Below are 23,124 nucleotides of genomic sequence, written 5' to 3' on the forward strand. Positions count from 1 at the left end.
AACAAGTCTGAAAGTAATCTAAAAACCTAAAACCATCAAAAAACAAAGTACAAAAGCCAATAAAAGCAATGCAAACTGCATAAATAATTGCTGTTTGTAATCTTAAGTACGCAGTTGGTTAACATTTTTATTTATTAAAAAATATAATAAATAGGTTTGAGTAAATCAAAAAACCAATACATTATGAAATCATTAGTCACCCTTTTTATTTTTATTATTAGTTATGCAACTGCATTTGCACAAACCACAAACCAAGAGGTTATTGATCCTGACGGAAAACCCAAATTATTAGGTGTAATTAACAAAGAAGGACTCCAAAAAGACACTTACAAAGCGTGGTTTGATACAAACCATGACCATTATATTGTTAATGATAAACTGGTAGAAACTTTCTCTGAATCGTTAAAAGATTATACTATCAAAGTATTTTTAGGTACGTGGTGTGGTGATAGCAAAAAAGAAGTCCCGCGTTTTTACAAAGTATTAGAAACAGCAAATTATAATCTAGAAGTTGTCGCTTTAGACAATCAAAAAGAGCACTACAAACAAGGACCAAATGGAGAAGAAAAAGGATACGACATCCATCGTGTGCCTACTTTTATTTTTTATAAAGATGGTAAAGAAATTAACCGCATTGTAGAGCATCCAATAGAAACCCTAGAACGTGATATTGAAAAAATTGTAACCAACCAACCTTATAGTTTTAATTACATTGCTGCAGATTATATCCAATATTTACTATCCACTAAAACAATAGAGCAACTAAATACAGAGGAAACAAAATTAGTCGCTCAACTATCAGAGTTTGTTAAAGGTAGTCGTGAGTTAAATACTTTAGGCTACGTGTATTTGCGTGCAAAAGCATTTGATAAAGCGTTATATACTTTTAAATTAAACACTTTAATTTTTCCATATAAATCAAACGTGTATGATAGTTTAGGCGAAGCTTTTTTTATGACCAATAATTATACTGAAGCCTTAATTAATTACAATAAAGTATTAGCGTTGCAGCCAGAGGATAAAAATGCTTTGGAAATGATTCAAAAAATCAATCAAGCAAACAAGCAATAAATGCTTACTATTTAATCTATTTTAACAATTTATTATTTGTTGGTTTTTTATCTTTGATGGCATATAAAATCAAAAAAACATGAAATTTTTAAAATTCCTTTTACTGTTTATTACCATCCAAGTGTCCGCACAACAAGGTGGTATGTGGATTCCTTCGTTATTAGAAGGTATGAATGAGACCGAAATGACTAATCTTGGTAGTAAACTTACTGCTAAAGATATTTACGACGTAAACAACTCTAGCTTAAAAGATGCCATAGGACATTTTAATGGTGGTTGTACCAGCGAAGTTATTAGCGATAAAGGTTTGATTTTAACCAACCATCACTGTGGTTTTGGTCAAATACAATCACATTCGTCTTTAGAAAACGATTATTTAAAAGATGGTTTTTGGGCAATGTCTTTGAACGAAGAATTGCCAAACGAAGGTTTATACATCGAGTTTATTGTTAGAATTGAAGATGTAACATCACAAGTATTGGCTGGAATTACAGACAGTATGACTGAAAAAGAAAAACAATCATTAATAGATAGAAATAGTAATACTTACCAAAAAACGGTTGCTAAAGAAGCTTGGCAAGACACTAAAGTAAAATCATTTTACGAAGGAAACCAATACTTCCTGTTTGTTACAGAGCGTTTTGAAGACATCAGATTAGTTGGTGCTCCTCCAACAAGCATTGGTAAATTTGGAAGCGATACAGACAACTGGGTTTTTCCTAGACATACAGGAGATTTCTCAATGTTCAGGATTTATGCAGACGCTAACAACAGACCTGCAAAATACAGTAAAGACAACAAACCATACAAGCCAAAGCATTTTTTACCAGTCTCTTTAGATGGCGTTGAAGAAGGTGACTTTACAATGGTATTTGGTTTTCCTGGTACAACTAGCGAATATCTTCCTGCTGTAGCAATACAACACATTACAGAAGAATTTAACCCTACAAATATTGCTATTCGTGAAGCTGCTTTAAAAGTCATTGACGCTAAAATGAAAGAAAGCGATGCTGTACGTATTAAATACGCATCTAAACAAGCACGTATTGCAAACGCTTGGAAAAAATGGATTGGAGAAAATTTAGGAATCAAAAAAAGTGATGCTGTTGCTAAAAGACGTGCTTTTGAAGCTACTTTTACCAAAGCTTTAAAAGAAAAAAATCTAGAAGATAAATATGGAAACATCCTTCCTGAGTTTGATAACCTTTACAAAGATTTTGGTCCAATTAATATTAAACGCAGAAATTTTGTTGAAGTCTTTTTGGTTACCAACGAGTTAATGCAAATGACCTTTAGAGCCTATCAAATGGAAGAAGCTATAAAAGCTGACCCAGAAAATTTTGAAAAAGCAAAAGCACGTTTAGTTGGAACATTGCAAGGTATTCATAAAAATTATGATGCAGATGTAGACAAAGGTGTATTTAATAATGTGATGCCTTTTTATAATAAAAATGTACAAACATCTATCTATGACAAAACCGCTTTTACTAATTTAGATCAAGCTTTAAAACTGTTAGAAGGTAACGCTAAAGAGGTATTAAAAAAGCTAAATAAGGACGTTGCATACCAATATGCAAAACCAATGATTACTGAGTTTTACAATACTATTGACAAAGCCTACCAAGAAAAAAACCAACCTATTACCACGTTACAAACTAAATACATGACTGCTTTAATGGAAGCGTTACCTAATGCACGCTACTTTCCGGATGCCAACAGTACACTTCGTGTAACTTATGGTCAGGTTAGAGGGTATTCTCCAAGAGATGCTGTGTATTATAACCCTGTAAGTTATTTGGATGGTGTAATAGAAAAATATGTACCTGGTGATTACGAGTTTGATGTCCCAGAAAAATTATTAGAATTACATAAAAACAAAGATTTTGGTCAATATGCAGATAGTAACGGAAAAGTACCAGTTTGCTTTTTAGGAACTAACCACACTACAGGAGGAAACTCTGGTAGTCCAGCAATTGATGCCTACGGAAACCTAGTTGGTCTTAATTTTGATCGCGTTTGGGAAGGCACAATGAGTGACATGAATTATGATCCTGAAATCTGCCGAAACATTATGGTTGACTTACGCTACGTCCTTTTTATTGTAGACAAATATGCTGGAGCAACACATTTAATTGACGAAATGAAATTAGTACATCCTAAGAAAAAATAGTCTGCTAAATAATTACAAAAAAAGCCTGTCGTGTAACGTATACATTGACAGGCTTTTTTTATGCTTGTAAAATCCTTAATGGTCTTATTGCTCTATAATTTTAAAGGTCTCAATAATTGACATAGCGTCTTCAATATAAGCATCGACATCTTTTTCAATAACAGAATAATTGATTAAATAATCTTTGTTGTTATGATTAAATAAGGTTGACAATCTAATTACTTTAAAACCATCTGTAATACTTTTTGATGTAACAATATAATATTTTCCATAAATTGGATGCACTTGTGACCTAACCTTTGGCGTTAAAAACGAAGCATTTTTAACACTTAAAAAATGACGCTCTAATGCCTCTTCTATATTTTTACTTTTGAATGACTCTGAATTTGGAGACATAACATATATCCCATTTTTAAATTCATTTTCTCTCAAGTCTTTTAAGTTATTAGGAGCATGAGATACAACATCATGAGACCCTACATAAGTACACCAACTATCAGGAATAGTCATACTGTAAAATTTCATTTTAGCTTTAGCTTCAATAGTATCTAAACATTTATAATAAGTTGTGGGCTTAGATGTTTTTGTAACTGTATTGCTAGTGCCACATCCTAACATTACTAACACTACAAAAAATAGTACGTATTTAATTCTCATAGGTCATTAATAATATGCAAAACGTCTTTTATGCGTTATGTTGCATAAGTATGATTCATCCCTTTATTTTCAACAAAGTATTTAATAATATATATAATTGAACCAAATATTGGCACAAAAATCACAAACAGAGTCCATAAAAGTTTAAATAACGGTTTTTGTTCGTTCTTAAATATAAATATTAAACTAGTTAAAATTAGGATTAGTGCAAGTAATGCACAAATAATTAAAATTATTGGATTTACTATGGTCATAATATTTAGGCTTTATAGATTTTTAAAGATAAAAAAATTTCACAACTAATAAACAAGATAAATTTTTGAAATTAAACTCTTAAACAATCTCCATTTTTTTAAGTAAAAAACTAGCATTCATATTTTGACAAATTCCTTTTTTAAAGGTGTAATCAAAATACAATTCGTCATTAATAATTTGCGCATCAAAGTAGTAGTTTTTTACTTCTTCTAAATGCTTTTCTATTTCGCATAAGCTTAAATCATGCGTCGCAATAATACCAGTTGCATGACTAGCGACTAGTTTTTCGACAAATTTACGTGACCCAATAGCTTTATCTGTGCTATTTGTTCCTTTTAGGATTTCGTCTAAAATAATAAAGTAATTATCCTGCTTAATAGCATCTACAATATACTTTAAACGTGTTAACTCTGAAAAAAAGTAACTACTATCATCTGTTAGACTATCGCTTGTACGCATGCTTGTAATTAATTTAACAGGACTGTAAACTGATGATGCTGCACAAACCGGTAAACCAACATTAGCCATTACGATATGTAAAGATACTGTACGTAAAAATGTACTTTTACCTGCCATATTTGCTCCTGTAATAATAAAAAACTGCTGATTTTTTATTTCAAAATCATTATCAACTCTTTTTTCTGTTTTTAATAAAGGATGTCCTAGTTGCGTTACTTTTGTATCACTTTGTTTATCCACAATTTGAGGATAGATGTACTGTTGATGATTAAAAGCATAGTTTCCTAAACTGTTATAAGCATCAAAAAACGCAACAACCTCAAACCAATCTTCAACTTTGTCTTTGTAATTTTCCAACCATTGTTCAATACGATAGGCGTTTTTTAAATCTGTTAAAAAATAACCATTACCAAAAATTGCCGAAATTAAATTATTACGATTATCCAATGCATCCATTGCTTTAGACAATTCATGTAATATTTGGGATGCTTTTTTGTCTTCTAATTTAATTTTAGCTTGTTTTGCTAATAATAAATTAGAGGTAAACGATTCGTTTTCAATAGCACTTAATAGTGATGCATATTGTCTAAACGTGTCTCGCATCCTGTCTGTATTAGCAGATAATGTATTTGTTTTTTTTACGTAGCGACCAGTAATAAATAAACCAACAAATAACCAATATCCTATTATTGCAGCAGGAATAATTTGTGCTACAGCTAAACCGATTATTATTAGAGAAAGTGCGCTAATAATTAACGGAACCAACTTAAAATATTTAGGTATAAACGACTTATGCGTTTTTAAAAAAGTTAAAATAGTACTAGCTTTAGTATCAACTTTAATTAAGCTAGCATTAGCCTGAAATACTTGTCTCCAATCAGACTTATTAGCTAAGTCCTTAATAGCCTCCTGCCTTGACACAATAGCGTCTGTATTATTTGCTTTTAAGCAATTAGCTAAAGTTTTAGACCCTTCACTATTGGTTGTTCTATTTATAAATTGAAAAAAGCTTCCTCTACCAAATAAATCAATATCTAAAGCATAATTATGATTAGCATCCTGAAATTGTAAACCTTCACTTTTATCAAAAAAATCACCTTTTGCAAACTGTAATTCTTCAGTATTAATAGTGACTAAAACTTTTTTTAGTTCGTATGTATGTTTTAAATTAGTGTACTTATTTAACAAATAAATAAAACCAATAACACCTATAACAACAATCCCTATCAAAATTTGCCAGTTTCCAAAAGCAAAGTAAACGCTAACTCCTGTAGCTATAAACACTAAAAGTCTTGCTATACTTAATGTTGTAAGTTGCTTGTAAAGCTTTGATACTTCCTTAGTATAGTTATCTATATTGCTTTTATAATACTCTAAATGGTTTGCCATTTTTTTTAAAATTCTAAACTGTCAATTGCGGTAAATACGGTTATAATTGTTTGTACTGCATCCTTAAAAAATTGTTGATCAATATTTTCAAAATCGTCAGTCGGTTTATGGTAGTCTTTATGATCTGCAACACCAAAATAAATAAACGGGATTTTAGCTTTATGAAACGCTGCATGATCACTAGAATAAGTCCAATTATCTCCATCACCTAAACCTTCGTGACCAATTAAAAGATCTACTTTACCAATATCATTAAAGTTTTCTAAAACTGGCTTTAATTGAGGATAATATCTTGATCCAACAGCAAATAGTTGATTGTTATCACTTCTGCTAATCATATCCATATTTAAATTTAAAACAATATTTTTTTGCTGAATAACATTGTCATTAACAAAGTGGTAAGCACCTTTTAAACCTAACTCCTCAGCATCAAAAGCTGCTAAAATAACATTATGTTTTGGTGGGTATTTGGCAAAATATTCCGCGAAAGCGAACAACGCACTAATTCCTGATGCATCATCATCTGCTCCATTATATATTTGACCATTTTTTACACCTTCATGATCGTAATGTGCAGATAATACAATATACTTTGATGTATGTGTGGTACCTTTAATAACTCCTAAAATATTTGTAGCATTGTATGTTTTACCTGCTTCAAAAGTAAAAGGCTGTTGGAAATTACTTCCTAAAGGGTCTACACCTAGTTTTTCAAATTTTTGAATGATGTAATCCTTGGCTAAAGCTGCACCTTTTGTACCTGTGCGTCTACCTTCATATACATCTGATGATAACGTTTTAATATTTTCAATTAAGGCGCTAGTGTCAAAATAATAATCGATATCTGACGTAGTACTTGTAACCGTTTCAGAGGTGTTTACAGCGTCTTCTTTTTGTTTAGACGTGTTTTGTGTTTTGCATCCTACTATTGTTATACCAATAATTGCTATGTATAATATATTTATTTTTTTCATAAATCTATAGTTAATTCTAAGAGGTAAATCTAATAAAAAAACCCAAGCATTTGGCTTGGGTTTTTGTGTATTATTATTTGTGCTTTCGCAGAAATGTATTATCCTTTTAAGGCAGCAGATAAGTACTCACGATTCATACGTGCTATATTCTCTAAAGAAATTCCTTTAGGACATTCTACCTCACATGCTCCAGTGTTAGTACAGTTACCAAAACCTTCTTCATCCATTTGTTTAACCATGTTTAAAACACGCTCTGTAGCCTCAACTTTACCTTGAGGTAATAATGCAAATTGTGATACTTTAGCACCAACAAATAACATTGCAGAAGAGTTTTTACAAGACGCTACACAAGCACCACAACCAATACAAGTTGCTGCTGAAAAAGCATCATCTGCATCTTGTTTGTTAACTGGTATCGCGTTAGCATCGATCGTGTTTCCAGATGTGTTTACCGAAATAAATCCACCTGCATGTTGTATACGGTCAAATGCTGTTCTGTCTACTACTAAATCTTTAATTACAGGAAAAGCACTAGCTCTCCATGGTTCAATAGTAATAGTCTCACCATCTTTAAACGTACGCATATGTAACTGACACGTTGTGATTAAACGGTCAGGACCATGCGCTTCACCATTAATATATAATGAGCATGAACCGCAAATCCCTTCACGACAATCGTGATCAAAAGATACAGGAGCCTCTCCTTTTTCTATTAATTCGTTATTTAAAACGTCTAACATTTCTAGAAAAGACATATCTGGAGATATATTGCTGATTGGGTAATCAACCATTTTCCCCTTATCGTTAGCGTTTGCTTGACGCCAAATTTTTAACGTTAAATTCATAGCTTTTCTTTATTTATAACTTCTTTCTTTTACTTCAATATTCTCGTATGCTAATACTTCTTTATGAAGTATAGCATCTTTTGGTTCTCCTTTGTATTCCCAAGCTGATACGTATTGAAACTCTTTACGACGCATCGCTTCACCTTCTGCTGTTTGGTACTCTTCTCTAAAGTGACCACCTGCAGACTCTTCACGTTGTAAAGCATCTTTAGCAAATAGCTCTCCTAATTCTAAGAAATCTGCTACACGACCTGCTTTAGCAAGTTCTTCGTTAAATTCATTTTGTGTTCCTGGCACACGAACGTCTTTCCAAAATTCTGCTCTAAGTTCAGAAATTTCAGTAATTGCAGATTTTAAATCTTCTGCATTTCTAGCCATTCCACATTTATTCCACATGATTTTACCTAAACGCTTATGGAAATAATCAACAGAATGTGTACCATTATTGTTTATTAAATGGTCAATGTTTTTTCTTACTTCAGCTTCAGCTTCAGCAAACTCTTTAGTATCTGTAGATATTGGACCTGTTCTAATATCATCCGATAAATAATCTCCAATAGTATAAGGTAATACAAAATATCCATCTGCAAGACCTTGCATTAACGCAGATGCACCTAAACGGTTAGCACCATGGTCAGAGAAGTTTGCTTCTCCAATTGCGTATAATCCAGGAACAGTTGTCATTAAGTTATAATCAACCCAAACACCACCCATTGTGTAGTGTACCGCTGGATAAATCATCATTGGTGTATTGTATGGATCTTGATCTACGATCTTCTCATACATTTGGAATAAGTTTCCGTATTTATTTTTGATTACTTCTTGTCCTAATTGTTTAACAAGCGCAGCATCATTTTCGTTTAAACCTTTAACGTGAGCGGCTTCTTTACCATAACGTTGAATTGCCGAAGCAAAATCTAAGAATACAGCTTCACCAGTTGCATTTACACCAAAACCAGCATCACAACGCTCTTTTGCTGCACGAGAGGCAACATCACGAGGTACTAAGTTTCCGAATGCAGGATAACGACGCTCTAGGTAGTAATCTCTATCTTCTTCAGCTAATTGTACAGGTTTTAATGTTCCTGCTTTTATAGCCTCAACATCTTTCATATGTTTTGGCACCCAAATACGTCCATCGTTACGTAAAGACTCAGACATCAATGTTAATTTAGACTGATGATCTCCAGAAACCGGAATACATGTTGGGTGAATTTGTGTGTAACAAGGGTTTGCAAAAAAGGCTCCACGTTTGTGTGCTTTCCATGCTGCTGTTACATTACTTCCCATCGCGTTTGTAGATAAGAAGAAAACGTTACCATAACCACCAGTTCCAAGAACTACAGCGTGTGCTGAATGTCTTTCAATTTCTCCAGTAATTAAGTTACGTGTTATAATTCCACGAGCTTTACCATCAACTTTAACAACGTCTAACATTTCATGACGGTTGTACATTTTGATTTTACCACGACCAATCTGACGGTTCATAGCAGAGTAAGCTCCTAATAATAATTGTTGACCTGTTTGTCCTGCTGCGTAAAAAGTACGTGATACTAATACACCACCAAACGAACGGTTATCTAATAATCCACCATACTCACGTGCAAAAGGTACACCTTGAGCAACACATTGGTCAATAATATTAGTTGAAACCTCAGCTAAACGATAAACGTTAGCTTCTCTAGAACGGTAATCTCCACCTTTTACAGTATCATAAAACAATCTGTAAGTTGAGTCACCATCTCCTTGATAATTTTTTGCTGCATTAATACCTCCTTGTGCTGCAATTGAGTGCGCACGTCTTGGAGAATCCTGAAAGCAAAATGCTTTTACGTTATATCCTAGTTCTGCTAAAGTAGCAGCAGCAGATCCACCAGCTAATCCTGTACCAACAACAATAACATCTATGTTACGCTTGTTAGCTGGATTTACTAAGTCGATATGATTTTTATAGTTAGTCCATTTGTCTGCAATTGGACCTTGAGGTATTTTTGAATCTAAAGCCATAATATCTCTTATTTTTTAGTAGTTTAAAAAGTGGTAAACAGCAATGAAGATGAAACCTACTGGCACACCAATTGCATAAATTTTACTAAATCCTTTTAATCCCTTTGTGTATTTGTTATTTGCTCCAATTGATTGGAAAGCAGAATTAAAACCGTGTAAAAGGTGTAATGATAAAAATACAAACCCTACACAGTATAGCGCTACACGCCATAAATCTTTAAACTTGTGTACTAGCTCTTCGTGGTATCTAAACTCACCACTTGGTAGCGTACCAGACATGTCACCAACAATATATTTGGTGTTAATTTCTGGAATCCAGAAATCGATGAAATGAATGATTAAGAATACAAGTATAAAACCTCCACTCCAAATCATGTTTCTGCTCATCCAAGAAGAATTTGCAGCTCCATTGTTTTTAGCATAGCTAATTGCTCTTGCTTTGTTGTTTCTGATTTCTAAAACAAATCCCATTACAAAATGAAATATTACACCAAGAATTAATACTGGCTGCAGTAAATATTGTACTGCCCAAAACGTTCCCATAAAGTGAGACGCTTCATTAAAAGCATCTGGACTAAACACAGAAAGAATATTAATTGCAAAATGTTGTAAAATAAAAATCATTAGAAAGAGTGCTGAAAGTGCCATAGCAAACTTTCTCCCTATTGAAGAATTTAAAATTCCGCTCATTATAATTGAAGTTAATTATTTGTTATACAAAGATAAGCCACAAGCGATATACTAACAAATTTTAAAACTTTTTTGTACTATTTAGAATGGGTTTAAGTAATAAATCTTTAATGTAAGGTAATATTTATATTATTAACCCATAATTGGGATCTGTCCATATTGGCATTCCACTGGTCAATCATAAATGCGTCATCATAACCTATGATTTTTTCAAAAACTAAAACATGGTTTACGATTACTTTTACTGGTTTAGATAAATCTACCATTTCTGGTGAAATATAAATATTAAACGACTTAACCTTTTCTGTATTTATATCAAATACATTATCAGTAAATTTAGCATTAATCTTTGCAGATTGCCTAGGAAAATCAAATGCATTTTGATTAACATCAAACGCTATAGCATTATCATTATCATCTAATTTTAGCCATTTTGTAATTTTAAAATTAGTTGGTTTTTGCGACACTTTAGTCGTTTTGATAGTATCTAATTTAATAGTATTTAACCAATCAATAGTACCATGTTCATTGTCGTCAAACTCCCATTGCAATGTTTTTGAAAAAGGATTTCTTTTTCGCTTAATAAGATCTTCAAACAATATATCATAAGCAGGTTCTGCCTCATCAAAATCTGGAAACCAATGCGGAAAGCCATTGTACCTATAATCTTTATAATCCGCCTTAATTTTAGACATAATGCTATTTAAGCTATCATTTGCATTTGGTGGATAATAGTAATCTTGATCTGTAGAAAAATTAATAAAACTTCTAGCTTTTGCATTCTCTATAAACGTTCCGCCAGTATAGACTTTTGGATGTGTATTAAAACCATAAAAACCAGCAAATTGTGTTGGTTGCTTCATTAAGTATGAAAACGACCCAGTTGCTCCATTAGAGTGACCAGAAACAAATACTTTATCATCATCAATGTTAATTGCTGACTTTATTTGCTTAATAATTTCTGGAACCATAAAAAAGCCTTCATCTCCAATCATCCAATTAAAATTTTTATCAGCTTTTGGAAACACTAAAACAACATCATTAGCGTCTGCACGCTTGGTATATTTTGTATTAGCGTATTTTAAATTACTTTTTGTCTCATAATCCGATAATGTGGTGTAGCGTATAGCTCCATGTAAAAAAACCAACATTGGATATTGATTGTTTGGATTATACGTTTTGGGTAGATGCACAAAATAAGACGTACTAGACGTATCATTTATTTGAAATGAAATAGAATAATCTTGCTTTTTTTGGGCAAAAAATTGTTTTGACTTTTAATATAATTATAAAGTTGCTCCGCACTTAGACTATCAATTGAAGCGCCTTTTTTAGTGCTAAAAAATTCAGCTTCATCTGATGCCAAATTATCAAAAAACTGCGTTTGATTTAATATCGCAGCTTGCTTTAAACTAGACCATCGTTTATCATTAAATAAATTTGAATAGTCCTCTGTTGCATAGTCTCCTAAGACATAATCCCAACCTGGATAACCTTCGTCATCCTCTATTAATTCTGCCAATGGTTGCAAATACTTAAAAGCAACATCATTCATTTTTAAACGACTAGCAATTACACTTGCATTGTACTTAGAATAATCGTCTATACTATCTGGATAATTATTAAACGCATTTTGATAAGTAACAAGTGCTTCCTTTAATTTTAAAGAATCTTCGTCCTTTGACAATTGCATTGCCTTATCAATTAAAACAGTGTAGGACTCTTTTTTTATTGCGATACTTTTTTTGCAACTACTTAAACTTAAACAAATGATTACTATAATTAATGCTGCCTGTTTCATATGGACGATTTACTATAAAAGAGACTTCATTTAAAAAAATGTTACAGTTTTGGTATTATTCGACTTCAAAAGCTTTTTCGACACCATCAATTTTAATTTTATAATTTCCTTTTACAATATAATATTTGTCATTTTTAGCTTTATTGATGTCGATAGCAGTGTTTTCTTTTAAGATTACTTTTCTACCTTTTTCATGAATCGTTAAATCGTAATCAATAAAATTAAATCCTTTATCTAAATTCACGTAAAACGCTTGTATTTGCTTACCGCTTTCTGTAAGGATTTCAACCTCCTTCTTACCTGAAATAGTACTATACAATTGGATAGTCGTACTAGGCTCATAGGGTTGCATCCATTTGCTCCATGAATTTCCCCAACGTGAATAATATCTAATAGACTCTAGATCAAAAATGGTCATTTTACTACTTAAAACCATGCTAGAATCATACTTTTGTAACGCAGAAAGATTAGTTTTATAGATACCACGACCATGCGTACCTAATAACAAATCATTACTTTCTTTTTGCGTTTTTATATCATGCACAGCTACAGCTGGTAAATTTTTAGAAAACGCTTCCCATTGGTCTCCATTATTAAAACTTACATAGGCTCCATTATCGGTTCCTAAGTACAGAATATTTTCCTTTACAGGATCTTCTACAATTACATTTACTGGAGCTGTTGGAATATTAGCGTTTATAGACTTCCAAGTTTGACCATAATCGTCACTCATGTAAACATAGGTAGAAAAATCGTCAAATCGATAACCATTTAATGTTGCGTAAACGCGTTCCTTTTTATGCATTGAAGCCACTACGCGTGTTACCCATAAATTATTAGGTAAATTGCCTGAAACATTACTCCAGGTTGCTCCTTGATTTTTTGACACATGTATTAATCCATCATCACTTCCAACGTATAATAAACCAAATTCAAAAGGAGACTCACTAATCGTAGCTAAGGTACCGTAAGCCACATTCCCTGATTTCCCACCTTGTGTTAAGTCATCACTAATAGCTTTCCAGCTATTACCTTGATCTAAAGATCGCATTAATTTATTACCACCTAAGTACAAAATATCTTGATTGTGATCCGACAAATGAATTGGTGTTTGCCAATTAAAACGATACGGTTTTTCACCAAGCTCATGCTTTGGTTGGATGTAAGTCTGCTCGCCAGACGATCGGTTTAGTCGGTAATAATTACCAAATTGGTAACCTGTATACACAATATCTGGATTACGATTATCAATTTGGATTTGCATACCATCTCCACCCATTATACTTTTCCATGGATATTCTCCATTTTGATGCCAACTTTTATCTTCAGGTGCATTATTTGCACCAACCCAAACACCATTATCTTGTAAACCACCATAAACACGATATGGTTTTTGATTATCCACATTTATAGCGTAAAACTGTCCTACAGATGGCGAATTATTTTTTATCCAATTAACACCATCGTCATATGTAATATTAACACCTCCATCATTACCATTAATTAAATGATTTGGGTTTTTAGGATTAATCCAAAGCGCATGGTGGTCTGCATGCACATTTTCTGCACTTATAGATGTAAACGTTTTACCTCCATCTTTAGATTTTAAGATTGGCACTCCGTAAACATAAATGTCATTTTGATTTGCAGGAGATACATATACATGTCCAAAATAATACCCATAGCTATAATATAAATCGTCTAAATAATCGCTGTGTGTCTTAGACCACGTTTGTCCACCATCTGTACTTTTATAAACTTCAGCTCCAATTACAGGTGTATCAAACAACATTGAGTTTGCATCTTCTAAATAATGAGCTAAATCAATTGGCTTTACGTTTCCGCTGCGTACCATTTGCTTCACGTTTTCTGCTCTGTATTTTTCCTGAAAGCCATTCAGTTTTAAAAAGCCATTCAGTTTTTTATCGTCTAAATTTAAAAATTCAGACGTGCTCATTGTTTTAAAATCATCTTTTTGCAAACCTCGTCTCACTGCATTGTTTCCGCTTGACGGTCGTCTAAATTGACTATCATGTATAGCATAAATAATATCATTATCGTAAATAGCCAATCCAATACGTCCAACGCCATCACCTACTGGAAAACCACTGTTTTTTGTAGATATTTTATCCCAAGTATCTCCAGCATCTATACTTTTATAAATTGCCGAGTTGTTACCGCTTCCATCAAAATCCCAAGCCTTTCTATCTTTTGTCCATGCAGTAGCAAACATAGTGTTATAATCTCCAGGTACATGTTGCATATCAATAATTCCGCTGACATCATCCACGTATAATGTTTTAGTCCAATTAAGGCCACCATCTGTGGTTTTATAAACACCTCTGTCTTCAGATTTTGAATATAAAGCACCTGTAACACCAACAGTCACTTCATTAACATTATTAGGATTAATCAATATACGTCCAATATGTTGAGAATTGGGCAACCCAACATGTTGCCAAGTTTGACCATTATCCGTAGACTTTAACATACCAATTCCAGCATAAGACGATCTAGACGCGTTATTTTCTCCTGTTCCAACCCAAATAGTTCTGGTTGGCCAATGCACAGCAATATCACCTACATTTTGGGTTTGAGAATTATCTAAAATAGGCTCAAAAGTTGTCCCATTATTTATGGTTTGCCACACACCTCCAGAAGCATATCCAACATAAAATTCTGATGGGTTTTCTGGGTTTACATCCAAATCTACAACACGACCACTCATAACGGTTGGTCCAATGTTTTGAAACGCTACATTTTTAACTATTGAGTTTGCTTGTAATTGGGCTTTATCTGCCAACGTAGTTTGTTGTGCACTTACAGAAGTAACGACAAATAAAAATAAAAAAAGTCTATAAATCATGGTTGTTTATTATAAGTTTTGAAGATACAGATAAAAGTAAAATTAACAAAGTAAAAACCTTAAACCAAACAGATTTTAAGATGGATTTATAACTTATCTATCTTAAAGTTCTTATTTTTACAGCTAGTTATAATTTCCGCTTGACGGAAAAAATTATAACTTAAATTTTATGAATACATTTTTTCACTTCTGTGGAAATTAAAAATTAAATTTTTCTTATGAAATATCACAAAATCGACTCGTCATTATTTATAAAAAACCGTAAAAATTTTGCTTCTCAAATGAAGCCAAAAAGTATTGCTTTTTTTAACTCTAATGATATTTATCCAATTAGTGCAGATAGCACATTACCATTCCAACAACAACGCGATATTTTTTACTTAAGTGGTGTTGATCAAGAAGAAAGTATTTTAGTTTTATTTCCGGATTGTCCAAATCCTAAAAACAGAGAGGTTTTATTTTTAAAAGAAACCAATGCACACATTGCTGTTTGGGAAGGTGAAAAACTAACTAAAGAGGCCGCATTGGCTACAAGCGGAATTAAAACCGTTTATTGGTTACAAGACTTAGAAAAAGTTGTGTTTGAAATGATGACACAAGCCGAAACCGTTTACATAAACACCAATGAGCATTACAGAGCTAATGTAGAAACCGAAACAAGAGAAGACCGTTTTACTAAATGGATAAAAGATAAATATCCTGCACATAGTGTTGCTAAAAGCAATCCAATATTACAACGCTTAAGATCTGTAAAAGATCAAATTGAATTAGACTTAATCCAAACCGCTTGTGATATTACAAATAAAGGTTTTAGACGTGTTTTAAACTTTGTTAAACCTGGCGTTATGGAATACAACATTGAAGCCGAGTTTATGCATGAGTTTTTAAATAATCGTTCTAAAGGCTTTTCATACACACCAATTGTAGGTTCTGGAAACAACGCTAACGTATTACATTATATAGAAAACAATCAAGAGTGTAAAGCTGGAGATTTAATATTAATTGATGCTGGAGCAGAATACGCTAATTACGCTAGTGACATGACACGTACTATACCTGTTTCTGGGAAATATAATGACAGACAAAAAGCGGTTTACAATGCTGTTTTAAGAGTTAAAAATGAGGCTACAAAAATGCTAGTTCCTGGTACAATTTGGGCTGACTACCATGTGGAAGTTGGTAAATTAATGACTAGTGAACTTTTAGGTTTAGGCCTACTTGATAAAGCAGATGTACAAAACGAAAATCCAGATTGGCCTGCTTATAAAAAATACTTTATGCATGGTACGTCACACCACATGGGATTAGACACGCATGACTACGGGATTTTAACAGAACCAATGCAAGCTAACAACGTATTTACTGTTGAGCCTGGAATTTACATTCCTGCAGAAGGTTTTGGTATTAGATTAGAAGATGATGTTGTGATCCAAAAATCTGGAGAACCTTTTAATTTAATGAGAGACATCCCTATTGAAATAGAAGAGATTGAGGATATAATGAATAAGTAAAATTTTCAAAATAAACTTTACTTCAAAAGAAATTAAATAATGGATAATTCATCTTTCGAAAAAGGAGAAAAATTCGAAGGTTTTGTAGAAAAGAATCTTTTCCCAAAATCAGATTATGATTTAATACATAGAACTAATGCTTTTAGTCAAAACAGCAAAAGATATTCTGAGAACACTCTAAAACCTGATTTCAAATTTAGATGCAAGAAAACTAAAAAGGAATTTTATATAGAAGCCAAATATCGTTCAAGCTTCAACTCGGACGATATGGTGGAGGTGATTAGCTTTACCCAATTAGAACGATTTAGAAAAATACAAGCAGATGAAAATACTTCAGTCTTTATAGTTCTAGGAATAGAAGGCTCACCCGAAAACCCGAAAAATGTAAGCTTAATTCCTTTAAATGAATTAGCATATCTTAAACTATACCCTTCTTTTATCAACAAATTTAAAATTGAAAAATCAGCAGTCACCAATGAAATTTTAAAGTCATACGATGTAGAGTATACCAACAATGATCTAGAGAAAAAGCAATTTAAAGCTAAGCCTAAAAACATTTTAATAGGGATGCTTCTTTTGATTATAACTACAGCTAGTTTTTTTATTTTTTACGAAAACACTGAAAGCAAAATCAGAAAGAAAACAACTGAATATTATCAACATTTAGAAAATGGCAACATAAATGCTTTAAAAAACTATATAGCTCCGAAAGTCAATAATTGGTATGACAAATCAGATTTAACTTTAGATGAAATAATAATAGAAACCTCAAAATATTTAAAAAATTTCCCAAAAAGCACTACGAATGTGCAATGGGACACTTTTAAATTTTCAGAACTAGGTGAAGATTACCTATGTACTTACAATTTATTATATAAAATCAAATCAAAGGGAAAATTTAAAGATAAAATTTATCACTTAAAAATAAAAGCGACTTGGGGCAAAGACTTTAAATTAAAAAGTATTGTTGAAAACCGACTTTAAAAAAAGTAATTAAAATAAAAAAGCAAGCCCTAAAAGCTTGCTTTTCCTCATTTTAAACTAAAACAGAATGACTCTCAAAAACATAACGTTGTAGCTTTTTCAAAGTTTCTTTTTTATCACTTGTATTAATAAGCAAAGAGATATTATTATTACTTCCTCCATAAGATATCATACGCACGCTTACGTCTTGCAAAATTTGAAACAAATTAGGCGTGTCTGGATGAAATATAATAGCATTACCAACTAAACATACAATACTCATATAGTTATCAACCTCAACTACTGAAAATCGTTCCAATTCTTCTACAATAGCCTCCAGATGCGTGGTATCATCTATGGTTAATGACACAGCAATTTCTGATGTTGTAATCATGTCTATGGACGTTTCATAACGCTCAAAAACCTCAAATACTTTCTTTAAAAAACCATGTGCCAATAACATTCTGGCAGACTTTATCTTTATGGCTGTAATACCATCTTTTGCAGCAATTGCCTTAATCCCTTCTCCATGGACTTGATTTGTTATTAATGTACCATGCGCTTCTGGTAACATGGTGTTTTTTAACCTAACTGGTATATCCAATTCACGCACAGGCATAACGGTTTGAGGATGTAATATTTTGGCTCCAAAATAAGCCAACTCTGCAGACTCATCAAAAGACAAATTAGAAATAGCTGTTGTATTCTCTACAAATCGTGGATCGTTGTTATGAAAACCATCTATATCTGTCCAAATCTGCACTTCTTTTGCTTTTAACACAGCTCCAATTATGGTAGCAGTATAATCACTTCCTCCGCGTTGTAAATTAGCAACATTTCCTTTTACATCACGACAAATAAAACCTTGCGTAATATAAATCTCTGCTTTTGGCGACTCATTAATTACACGATTTAAATTTTGTTGTATGTAATAATTATCAGGCTCATTTGTTTTATCAATGCGCATAAAATCCAGAGCAGGCAATAACACAGCATTTATATTCTCTTGCTGTAAATAATGGCTAAAGATAAATGTTGACAATAACTCGCCTTGCGACACTATTTGATTGTATAATAAATCGTCATACAATCTATTAACCAAAACCTCAAGTGAATTAAAAGTATTATTAACATACACAAAAACCGTTTTATAAATTTCTGGTGTTGTAATTAAATTTTTAACGGTCGTGTTATAGGTGTTTCTAAGTGCATCAATAACAATTAAAGCATCTTCTGGATTATTATTTTTTATGTAATCTGCAACTTTGACTAAGGCATTTGTGGTACCTGACATAGCAGATAAAACCACAACTTTTTGTTGTCCATTGTTAATAATGTTTTTAACATTAACCATATTTTCAATAGACCCAACAGATGTGCCTCCAAACTTTAATACCAACATATTATTTACATTTATACTGCTAAATTACTTAGGGACTTTTATCTAGCAATAAAAATGAAAAAATTGTACTATTTTTGCACAAATTGTTAAATAATTAACACGATGAAAACCATAGCCTCTTGCGTAGAAGACATACTAATTACTCAACCATTTTTAGAAGAAGCGTTGTCAAGAAGTATTATTAATTATTCTGCTTTAGCAGAAGAGTTAAACGCTCCCATTAGTGCCATGCTACGTAAACCAGTAAAATCTGGAGCAATTATGATGGCTTTGCGACGTTACAATACACCAAATACACTTAGACATTCTTTAAAATTAAAAAGCACCTTACAAAATTTAGGAGATATTACAGTACGCTCCAATTTAAGTGACTTTACGTTTCAAAACTCAGAAACATTAATACAAAGTCACACAAAAATATTAGATCAAGTAGAAGCTAACAAAGATATTTTTTATGCGTTTACACGAGGTATCTTTGAAAGTAATATTATTATATCAAGTTCGGAAAACAAAAAAGTTAGTAAATGTTTTTCTAATGAAAAACAAATTGGATTACAAGAAGGTCTGTCTGCAATAAGCGTGCGCTTACCTAAAGACAACTCCAAAATATCTGGATTATATTACCAAATATTTAAGCGATTAGCTTGGGAAAACATTCCTATTTACGAAGTCGTTTCGACCACAAACGAATTTACTGTATTAGTAGAAGACCATGTGGTTGATAAAGCCTTTTCAGTTATTAAAAACCTAAAAAACTAAGGGTTAACTTTAGTCAACTCACCAGAATCTAAAGCCTTTTGATAATCCGCTTCTACAGTAGTTTGAAGTCCAAAAAACTTAGTGCCATCTTTCTTTTTTAAAACAACGTAGGTTTTATTTTCTTTAGCAACTACATCATCAATCAAAACGATAGTATTTATAACAGGCCTATAACTTGCTAGCTTACCACGTTTGACTAAAATGTTTAATCTTGGAAAATCAATATGATTGTAGTGCTCTCCCTTAGGAGCTTTTACCTCTAAAACATCACCTACTTTAGGCTGGCTTTGAGCAAAAGACATAAAACATACACTTAAAAATACTAAAGTTAATACTGCTTTTTTCATAACATTACATTTTAGTTGTTACACAAAGTTAAAAACTTCTACTTAAAAAGTCAAGTCTTTTTAACTAGTAAATTAGTAAAAATAAATCCTAAAAGTGCTGGTAAAACCCATCCTAAACTATATTGAGCAAAAGGAATAAAGCTGACCACGTTTGATAAATTTTTTGAAGGACTTATAACACCTATAACATCAGGAATACTAAACACAAACGTCAATAATACAACAACTCTAAAAACTAAAGCTGTAGCATATTTATTTGGTATTGCATTTAGAATAATTAATACAATAGTTATTGGGTAAATAAATAAAAGTATTGGCAAAGCAATAACTATAATGGTATTAAAATCTAATTGCCCAACCACAACACCAAACACACTAGCAATTATTGCTGTTAAAACATAAACCGTCTGAGAGTTATTTATCAAACCTTTAAAATAATCTGCAGTACCTGTCACAATACCAACAGCTGTTGTAAAACAAGCCAACGCAATTAAAACACTTAGCACTGCATATCCAAAATCACCTAAAGCCTTAACACTAATACCTGTTAATAGGTTAGCACGTTGCATGTCATTGTTTAAACTACTATTAATATCAATTTCGGTTCCATATGAAGCACCAACTGCAATTAATCCTGCATAAATTATAAACAAACCAAAACCAGCAATTAACCCAGATTTTTTAATCAGATCCTTTTTAGCTTCAAAAGTAGCGTCAGTTTTAATATTAATTGAGATAATAATAACTGCTCCAACGACCACTGCTGCAATAGCATCAAAAGTTTGATAACCTTCTAAAATACCCGCAACAATTGGAGTATCCATTTGCGTTGGGTTAGTAACCATTTGTGCGGAATACAACCCAATACCAATAACCAACAGCAACATAATTACTATAAAAGGCGTTAGATACTTACCTATTATGTTTAATATTTTAGAACGATTTAAAGCAAAAACCAATACTAAAATAAAGTATATACTGCTAGTTAATAAAGGCGAAGTACCAAAATTTGGATGTATTGCAATCTCATGCGTTGCTGCTGCTGTGCGTGGTGACGGAATAGCTACCGCAATAAAATAAATTAAAACACAATAAATGAAACTAAATATTGGAGACACTTTTTTACCAAAGTCATATAAAGTCCCTTGTAATTTAGCATGCGCATAAATACCAATAATAGGTATTACTACTGCTGTTATAACAAAACCTAAGGTTACCCAAAACCAATTTTGACCAGCATTATAACCTAAAAGTGGAGGTAACAATAAATTTCCTGCTCCAAAAAAAGCGAAAATAATGCAAAGCTTGTTATTAAAAGATCTTTAGTTTTATTCAAAATTAGTCTTGCTTAATTAATTTTAAATCTTCAAAATCAAAGCTAAAATCTGTTACAGGAGCAATTGGTTTTAATGTTGCGCTTACCGCTTTAGCTTTTTCGTTAAAACTAAATTGCATAAAACAATCTGCATCATAACTTCTATTATCCCATTTAACAATATAAGTAGTTGCATTGTATGGCAAAACGCTTCCGTTTAGCGTCTTAGATTTCTCTGAAGTAATTCGTAAATCATTTCCACTTTGTGTAATACTAACATTTCCAAACCAAGCATCAGTATAAGTACCTGTAATAGCAGATACATCCAAAGTTTTACTACTATTTTTCATTTTAGCTACCTGATCAAAAACTACAGTTTTAAGACTATCGTTATATTGGTACCATTCCTTGTTATTTCGACCTAATTTTTCTAACCATTTACGGTCTTCATAACCTAAATAACTATCTTTAATGGTATTAGTAATGGTATTAAAAGCCGAACCATTCATCTGATTAGTTAATACTACAATTGCCAAATCTAAATCCGGAATCATAGTAAATTGTGTCACTGTACCCAATAATCCTCCAGTGTGATATACTTGCTTATATCCACCTTTTACGTCAGTTACAAACCAACCTAAACCGTAACCTCTAAAATTAGAATCATAACTATCATTAGCACTTACTTTTAAAGGTGTTTGCAATTGCCAAAGTTCATCAAACTGTTTTTCGCTAAGCAAACGTTCCCCATTTTTAGTTACAGCACCATTCATTAAAAACTGAGCCCAAGTCAACATATCATCCACATTACTAACAATACCTCCAGCTGGATTTGCAGTCGGACTCCAATCATGCGGAATTTGTACTAATTTACCATCTGCTAATGTATGTGCTTCAATAATATTAGATTTATCAGTCACACGATTATAGGACGCTTTACTATTAATCATCCCTACAGGTTTCATAATTTTGGTTTCAATAAACTCTTCCCAAGACAAACCACTTACACGTTTTAAAACTTCTCCAGCAATAATAAACATGTTGTTATTGTAAGCAAATTGACTTCTAAAAGAGCTTTCTGTCTCCAAATGTTGTACATTTTTAATAACATCTTCCACTTTAAAACTAGCTTCCGGAAAAAACATTAAATCTCCTGCACCAAGACCCATACCACTTCTATGCGTAACTAAATCTCTAATCGTAAACTGTTCTGTTACCCAAGCATCTTGTAGTTTAAATTCTGGAATATGTTGTCTAACTTTATCATCCCAATTAAGCTTACCCTCATCCACCATCATAGCTAACGCAAAACAAGTAAACCCTTTACTATTGGAAGCTACACCAACCAAAGTACTTTTATCCATTGCTTTTTTATTAGATAATGCACGCACGCCATGTCCTTTAGCATATACTACTTTACCGTCTTTAATTATACCAACAGATATTCCAGGAACATCAAACGTTTTTAAGGTGTTTTCAACAAGTTGGTCTAGCTTATCTTCCTCAATTTGCGCAGATAGCGTCATACACGTTAAAAAAGCAAAGGTGTAAAGAATTGTATTTAATTTCATAATTATATTATTTAGCGTCTTGGCAATCAAATATAGTAAATACTTACTCAAAACAACAGACTAAAAACAGTA

The 23,124-nt window shown here is 32.3% G+C and carries 19 protein-coding genes; 5 read left to right on the forward strand and 14 right to left on the reverse strand.

Annotated elements, in window-relative coordinates; genetic code table 11:
- Positions 1-183 precede the first annotated feature (183 nt).
- Positions 184-1,071: a thioredoxin family protein gene (locus AC0L3M_RS10970; RefSeq protein WP_473430768.1), complete on the forward strand. Its 888-nt coding sequence runs from the start codon at positions 184-186 to the stop codon at positions 1,069-1,071.
- Between the two features lie 79 nt (positions 1,072-1,150).
- A complete protein-coding gene (locus tag AC0L3M_RS10975; protein WP_473430769.1) occupies positions 1,151-3,241 on the forward strand; it encodes a S46 family peptidase in 2,091 nt (696 codons plus the stop codon).
- A gap of 84 nt (positions 3,242-3,325) precedes the next feature.
- Here AC0L3M_RS10975 and AC0L3M_RS10980 read toward each other — a convergent pair whose 3' ends face one another.
- From AC0L3M_RS10980 to AC0L3M_RS11025, 10 genes are all read right to left on the reverse strand, one after another.
- Entirely contained in the window at positions 3,326-3,898 is a 573-nt protein-coding gene (locus AC0L3M_RS10980; RefSeq protein WP_099568599.1) for a hypothetical protein, read from the reverse strand.
- A gap of 35 nt (positions 3,899-3,933) precedes the next feature.
- Positions 3,934-4,152: a PLD nuclease N-terminal domain-containing protein gene (locus tag AC0L3M_RS10985; RefSeq protein ID WP_099568598.1), complete on the reverse strand. Its 219-nt coding sequence runs from the start codon at positions 4,150-4,152 to the stop codon at positions 3,934-3,936.
- A 79-nt stretch (positions 4,153-4,231) separates the two neighbouring features.
- On the reverse strand, positions 4,232-6,001 hold the full coding sequence (locus AC0L3M_RS10990) for a MutS-related protein (protein WP_473430770.1): 1,770 nt from the start codon (positions 5,999-6,001) through the stop codon (positions 4,232-4,234).
- Between the two features lie 5 nt (positions 6,002-6,006).
- Entirely contained in the window at positions 6,007-6,975 is a 969-nt protein-coding gene (locus AC0L3M_RS10995) for a M28 family peptidase (RefSeq protein WP_473430771.1), read from the reverse strand.
- 98 nt (positions 6,976-7,073) lie between these two features.
- Positions 7,074-7,820, reverse strand: a complete 747-nt coding sequence (locus AC0L3M_RS11000) for a succinate dehydrogenase/fumarate reductase iron-sulfur subunit (RefSeq protein ID WP_028282322.1) — start codon at positions 7,818-7,820, stop codon at positions 7,074-7,076.
- 9 nt (positions 7,821-7,829) lie between these two features.
- A complete protein-coding gene (locus AC0L3M_RS11005; protein ID WP_473430772.1) occupies positions 7,830-9,827 on the reverse strand; it encodes a fumarate reductase/succinate dehydrogenase flavoprotein subunit in 1,998 nt (665 codons plus the stop codon).
- A 15-nt stretch (positions 9,828-9,842) separates the two neighbouring features.
- Positions 9,843-10,517: a succinate dehydrogenase cytochrome b subunit gene (locus AC0L3M_RS11010; protein ID WP_473430773.1), complete on the reverse strand. Its 675-nt coding sequence runs from the start codon at positions 10,515-10,517 to the stop codon at positions 9,843-9,845.
- A 107-nt stretch (positions 10,518-10,624) separates the two neighbouring features.
- Positions 10,625-11,668: a hypothetical protein gene (locus tag AC0L3M_RS11015; protein ID WP_473430774.1), complete on the reverse strand. Its 1,044-nt coding sequence runs from the start codon at positions 11,666-11,668 to the stop codon at positions 10,625-10,627.
- Positions 11,669-11,736: 68 nt separating this feature from the next.
- Complete coding sequence (locus AC0L3M_RS11020) at positions 11,737-12,318, reverse strand: hypothetical protein (protein ID WP_473430775.1); 582 nt, start codon at positions 12,316-12,318, stop codon at positions 11,737-11,739.
- A 55-nt stretch (positions 12,319-12,373) separates the two neighbouring features.
- The gene (locus AC0L3M_RS11025) at positions 12,374-15,184 is read right to left on the reverse strand and encodes a WD40/YVTN/BNR-like repeat-containing protein (protein ID WP_473430776.1); all 2,811 of its coding nucleotides are present in this window, start codon (positions 15,182-15,184) and stop codon (positions 12,374-12,376) included.
- Between the two features lie 218 nt (positions 15,185-15,402).
- On the opposite strand from AC0L3M_RS11025, the gene AC0L3M_RS11030 reads away from it, so the two are divergent.
- Together AC0L3M_RS11030 and AC0L3M_RS11035 are read left to right on the forward strand one after the other, a co-directional pair.
- A complete protein-coding gene (locus AC0L3M_RS11030) occupies positions 15,403-16,695 on the forward strand; it encodes an aminopeptidase P family protein (protein ID WP_028282327.1) in 1,293 nt (430 codons plus the stop codon).
- A gap of 39 nt (positions 16,696-16,734) precedes the next feature.
- Entirely contained in the window at positions 16,735-17,679 is a 945-nt protein-coding gene (locus AC0L3M_RS11035) for a hypothetical protein (RefSeq protein ID WP_051437441.1), read from the forward strand.
- A gap of 52 nt (positions 17,680-17,731) precedes the next feature.
- Here AC0L3M_RS11035 and AC0L3M_RS11040 read toward each other — a convergent pair whose 3' ends face one another.
- Positions 17,732-19,060, reverse strand: coding sequence for an aspartate kinase (locus AC0L3M_RS11040; protein ID WP_473430777.1), 1,329 nt, complete (start codon positions 19,058-19,060; stop codon positions 17,732-17,734).
- 102 nt (positions 19,061-19,162) lie between these two features.
- Here AC0L3M_RS11040 and AC0L3M_RS11045 point away from each other — a divergent pair, with 102 nt between their 5' ends.
- Positions 19,163-19,819, forward strand: coding sequence for a hypothetical protein (locus tag AC0L3M_RS11045; protein ID WP_028282329.1), 657 nt, complete (start codon positions 19,163-19,165; stop codon positions 19,817-19,819).
- Here the strand turns inward: AC0L3M_RS11045 and AC0L3M_RS11050 are convergent.
- The 3 genes from AC0L3M_RS11050 to AC0L3M_RS11060 all read right to left on the reverse strand — a co-directional run bounded on the left by AC0L3M_RS11050 (position 19,816) and on the right by AC0L3M_RS11060 (position 23,052).
- Positions 19,816-20,166 carry a hypothetical protein gene (locus AC0L3M_RS11050; RefSeq protein ID WP_473430778.1) on the reverse strand — a complete coding sequence of 117 codons (351 nt, stop codon included), beginning with the start codon at positions 20,164-20,166 and terminating at the stop codon, positions 19,816-19,818. The genes AC0L3M_RS11045 and AC0L3M_RS11050 overlap by 4 nt on opposite strands.
- 50 nt (positions 20,167-20,216) lie before the next feature.
- The gene (locus AC0L3M_RS11055) at positions 20,217-21,431 is read right to left on the reverse strand and encodes a branched-chain amino acid transport system II carrier protein (RefSeq protein WP_473430779.1); all 1,215 of its coding nucleotides are present in this window, start codon (positions 21,429-21,431) and stop codon (positions 20,217-20,219) included.
- 73 nt (positions 21,432-21,504) lie between these two features.
- The gene (locus AC0L3M_RS11060) at positions 21,505-23,052 is read right to left on the reverse strand and encodes a serine hydrolase (protein WP_473430780.1); all 1,548 of its coding nucleotides are present in this window, start codon (positions 23,050-23,052) and stop codon (positions 21,505-21,507) included.
- Between the last annotated feature and the right edge of the window lie 72 nt (positions 23,053-23,124).

This window comes from Olleya sp. KJ81-1, from assembly GCF_055808135.1.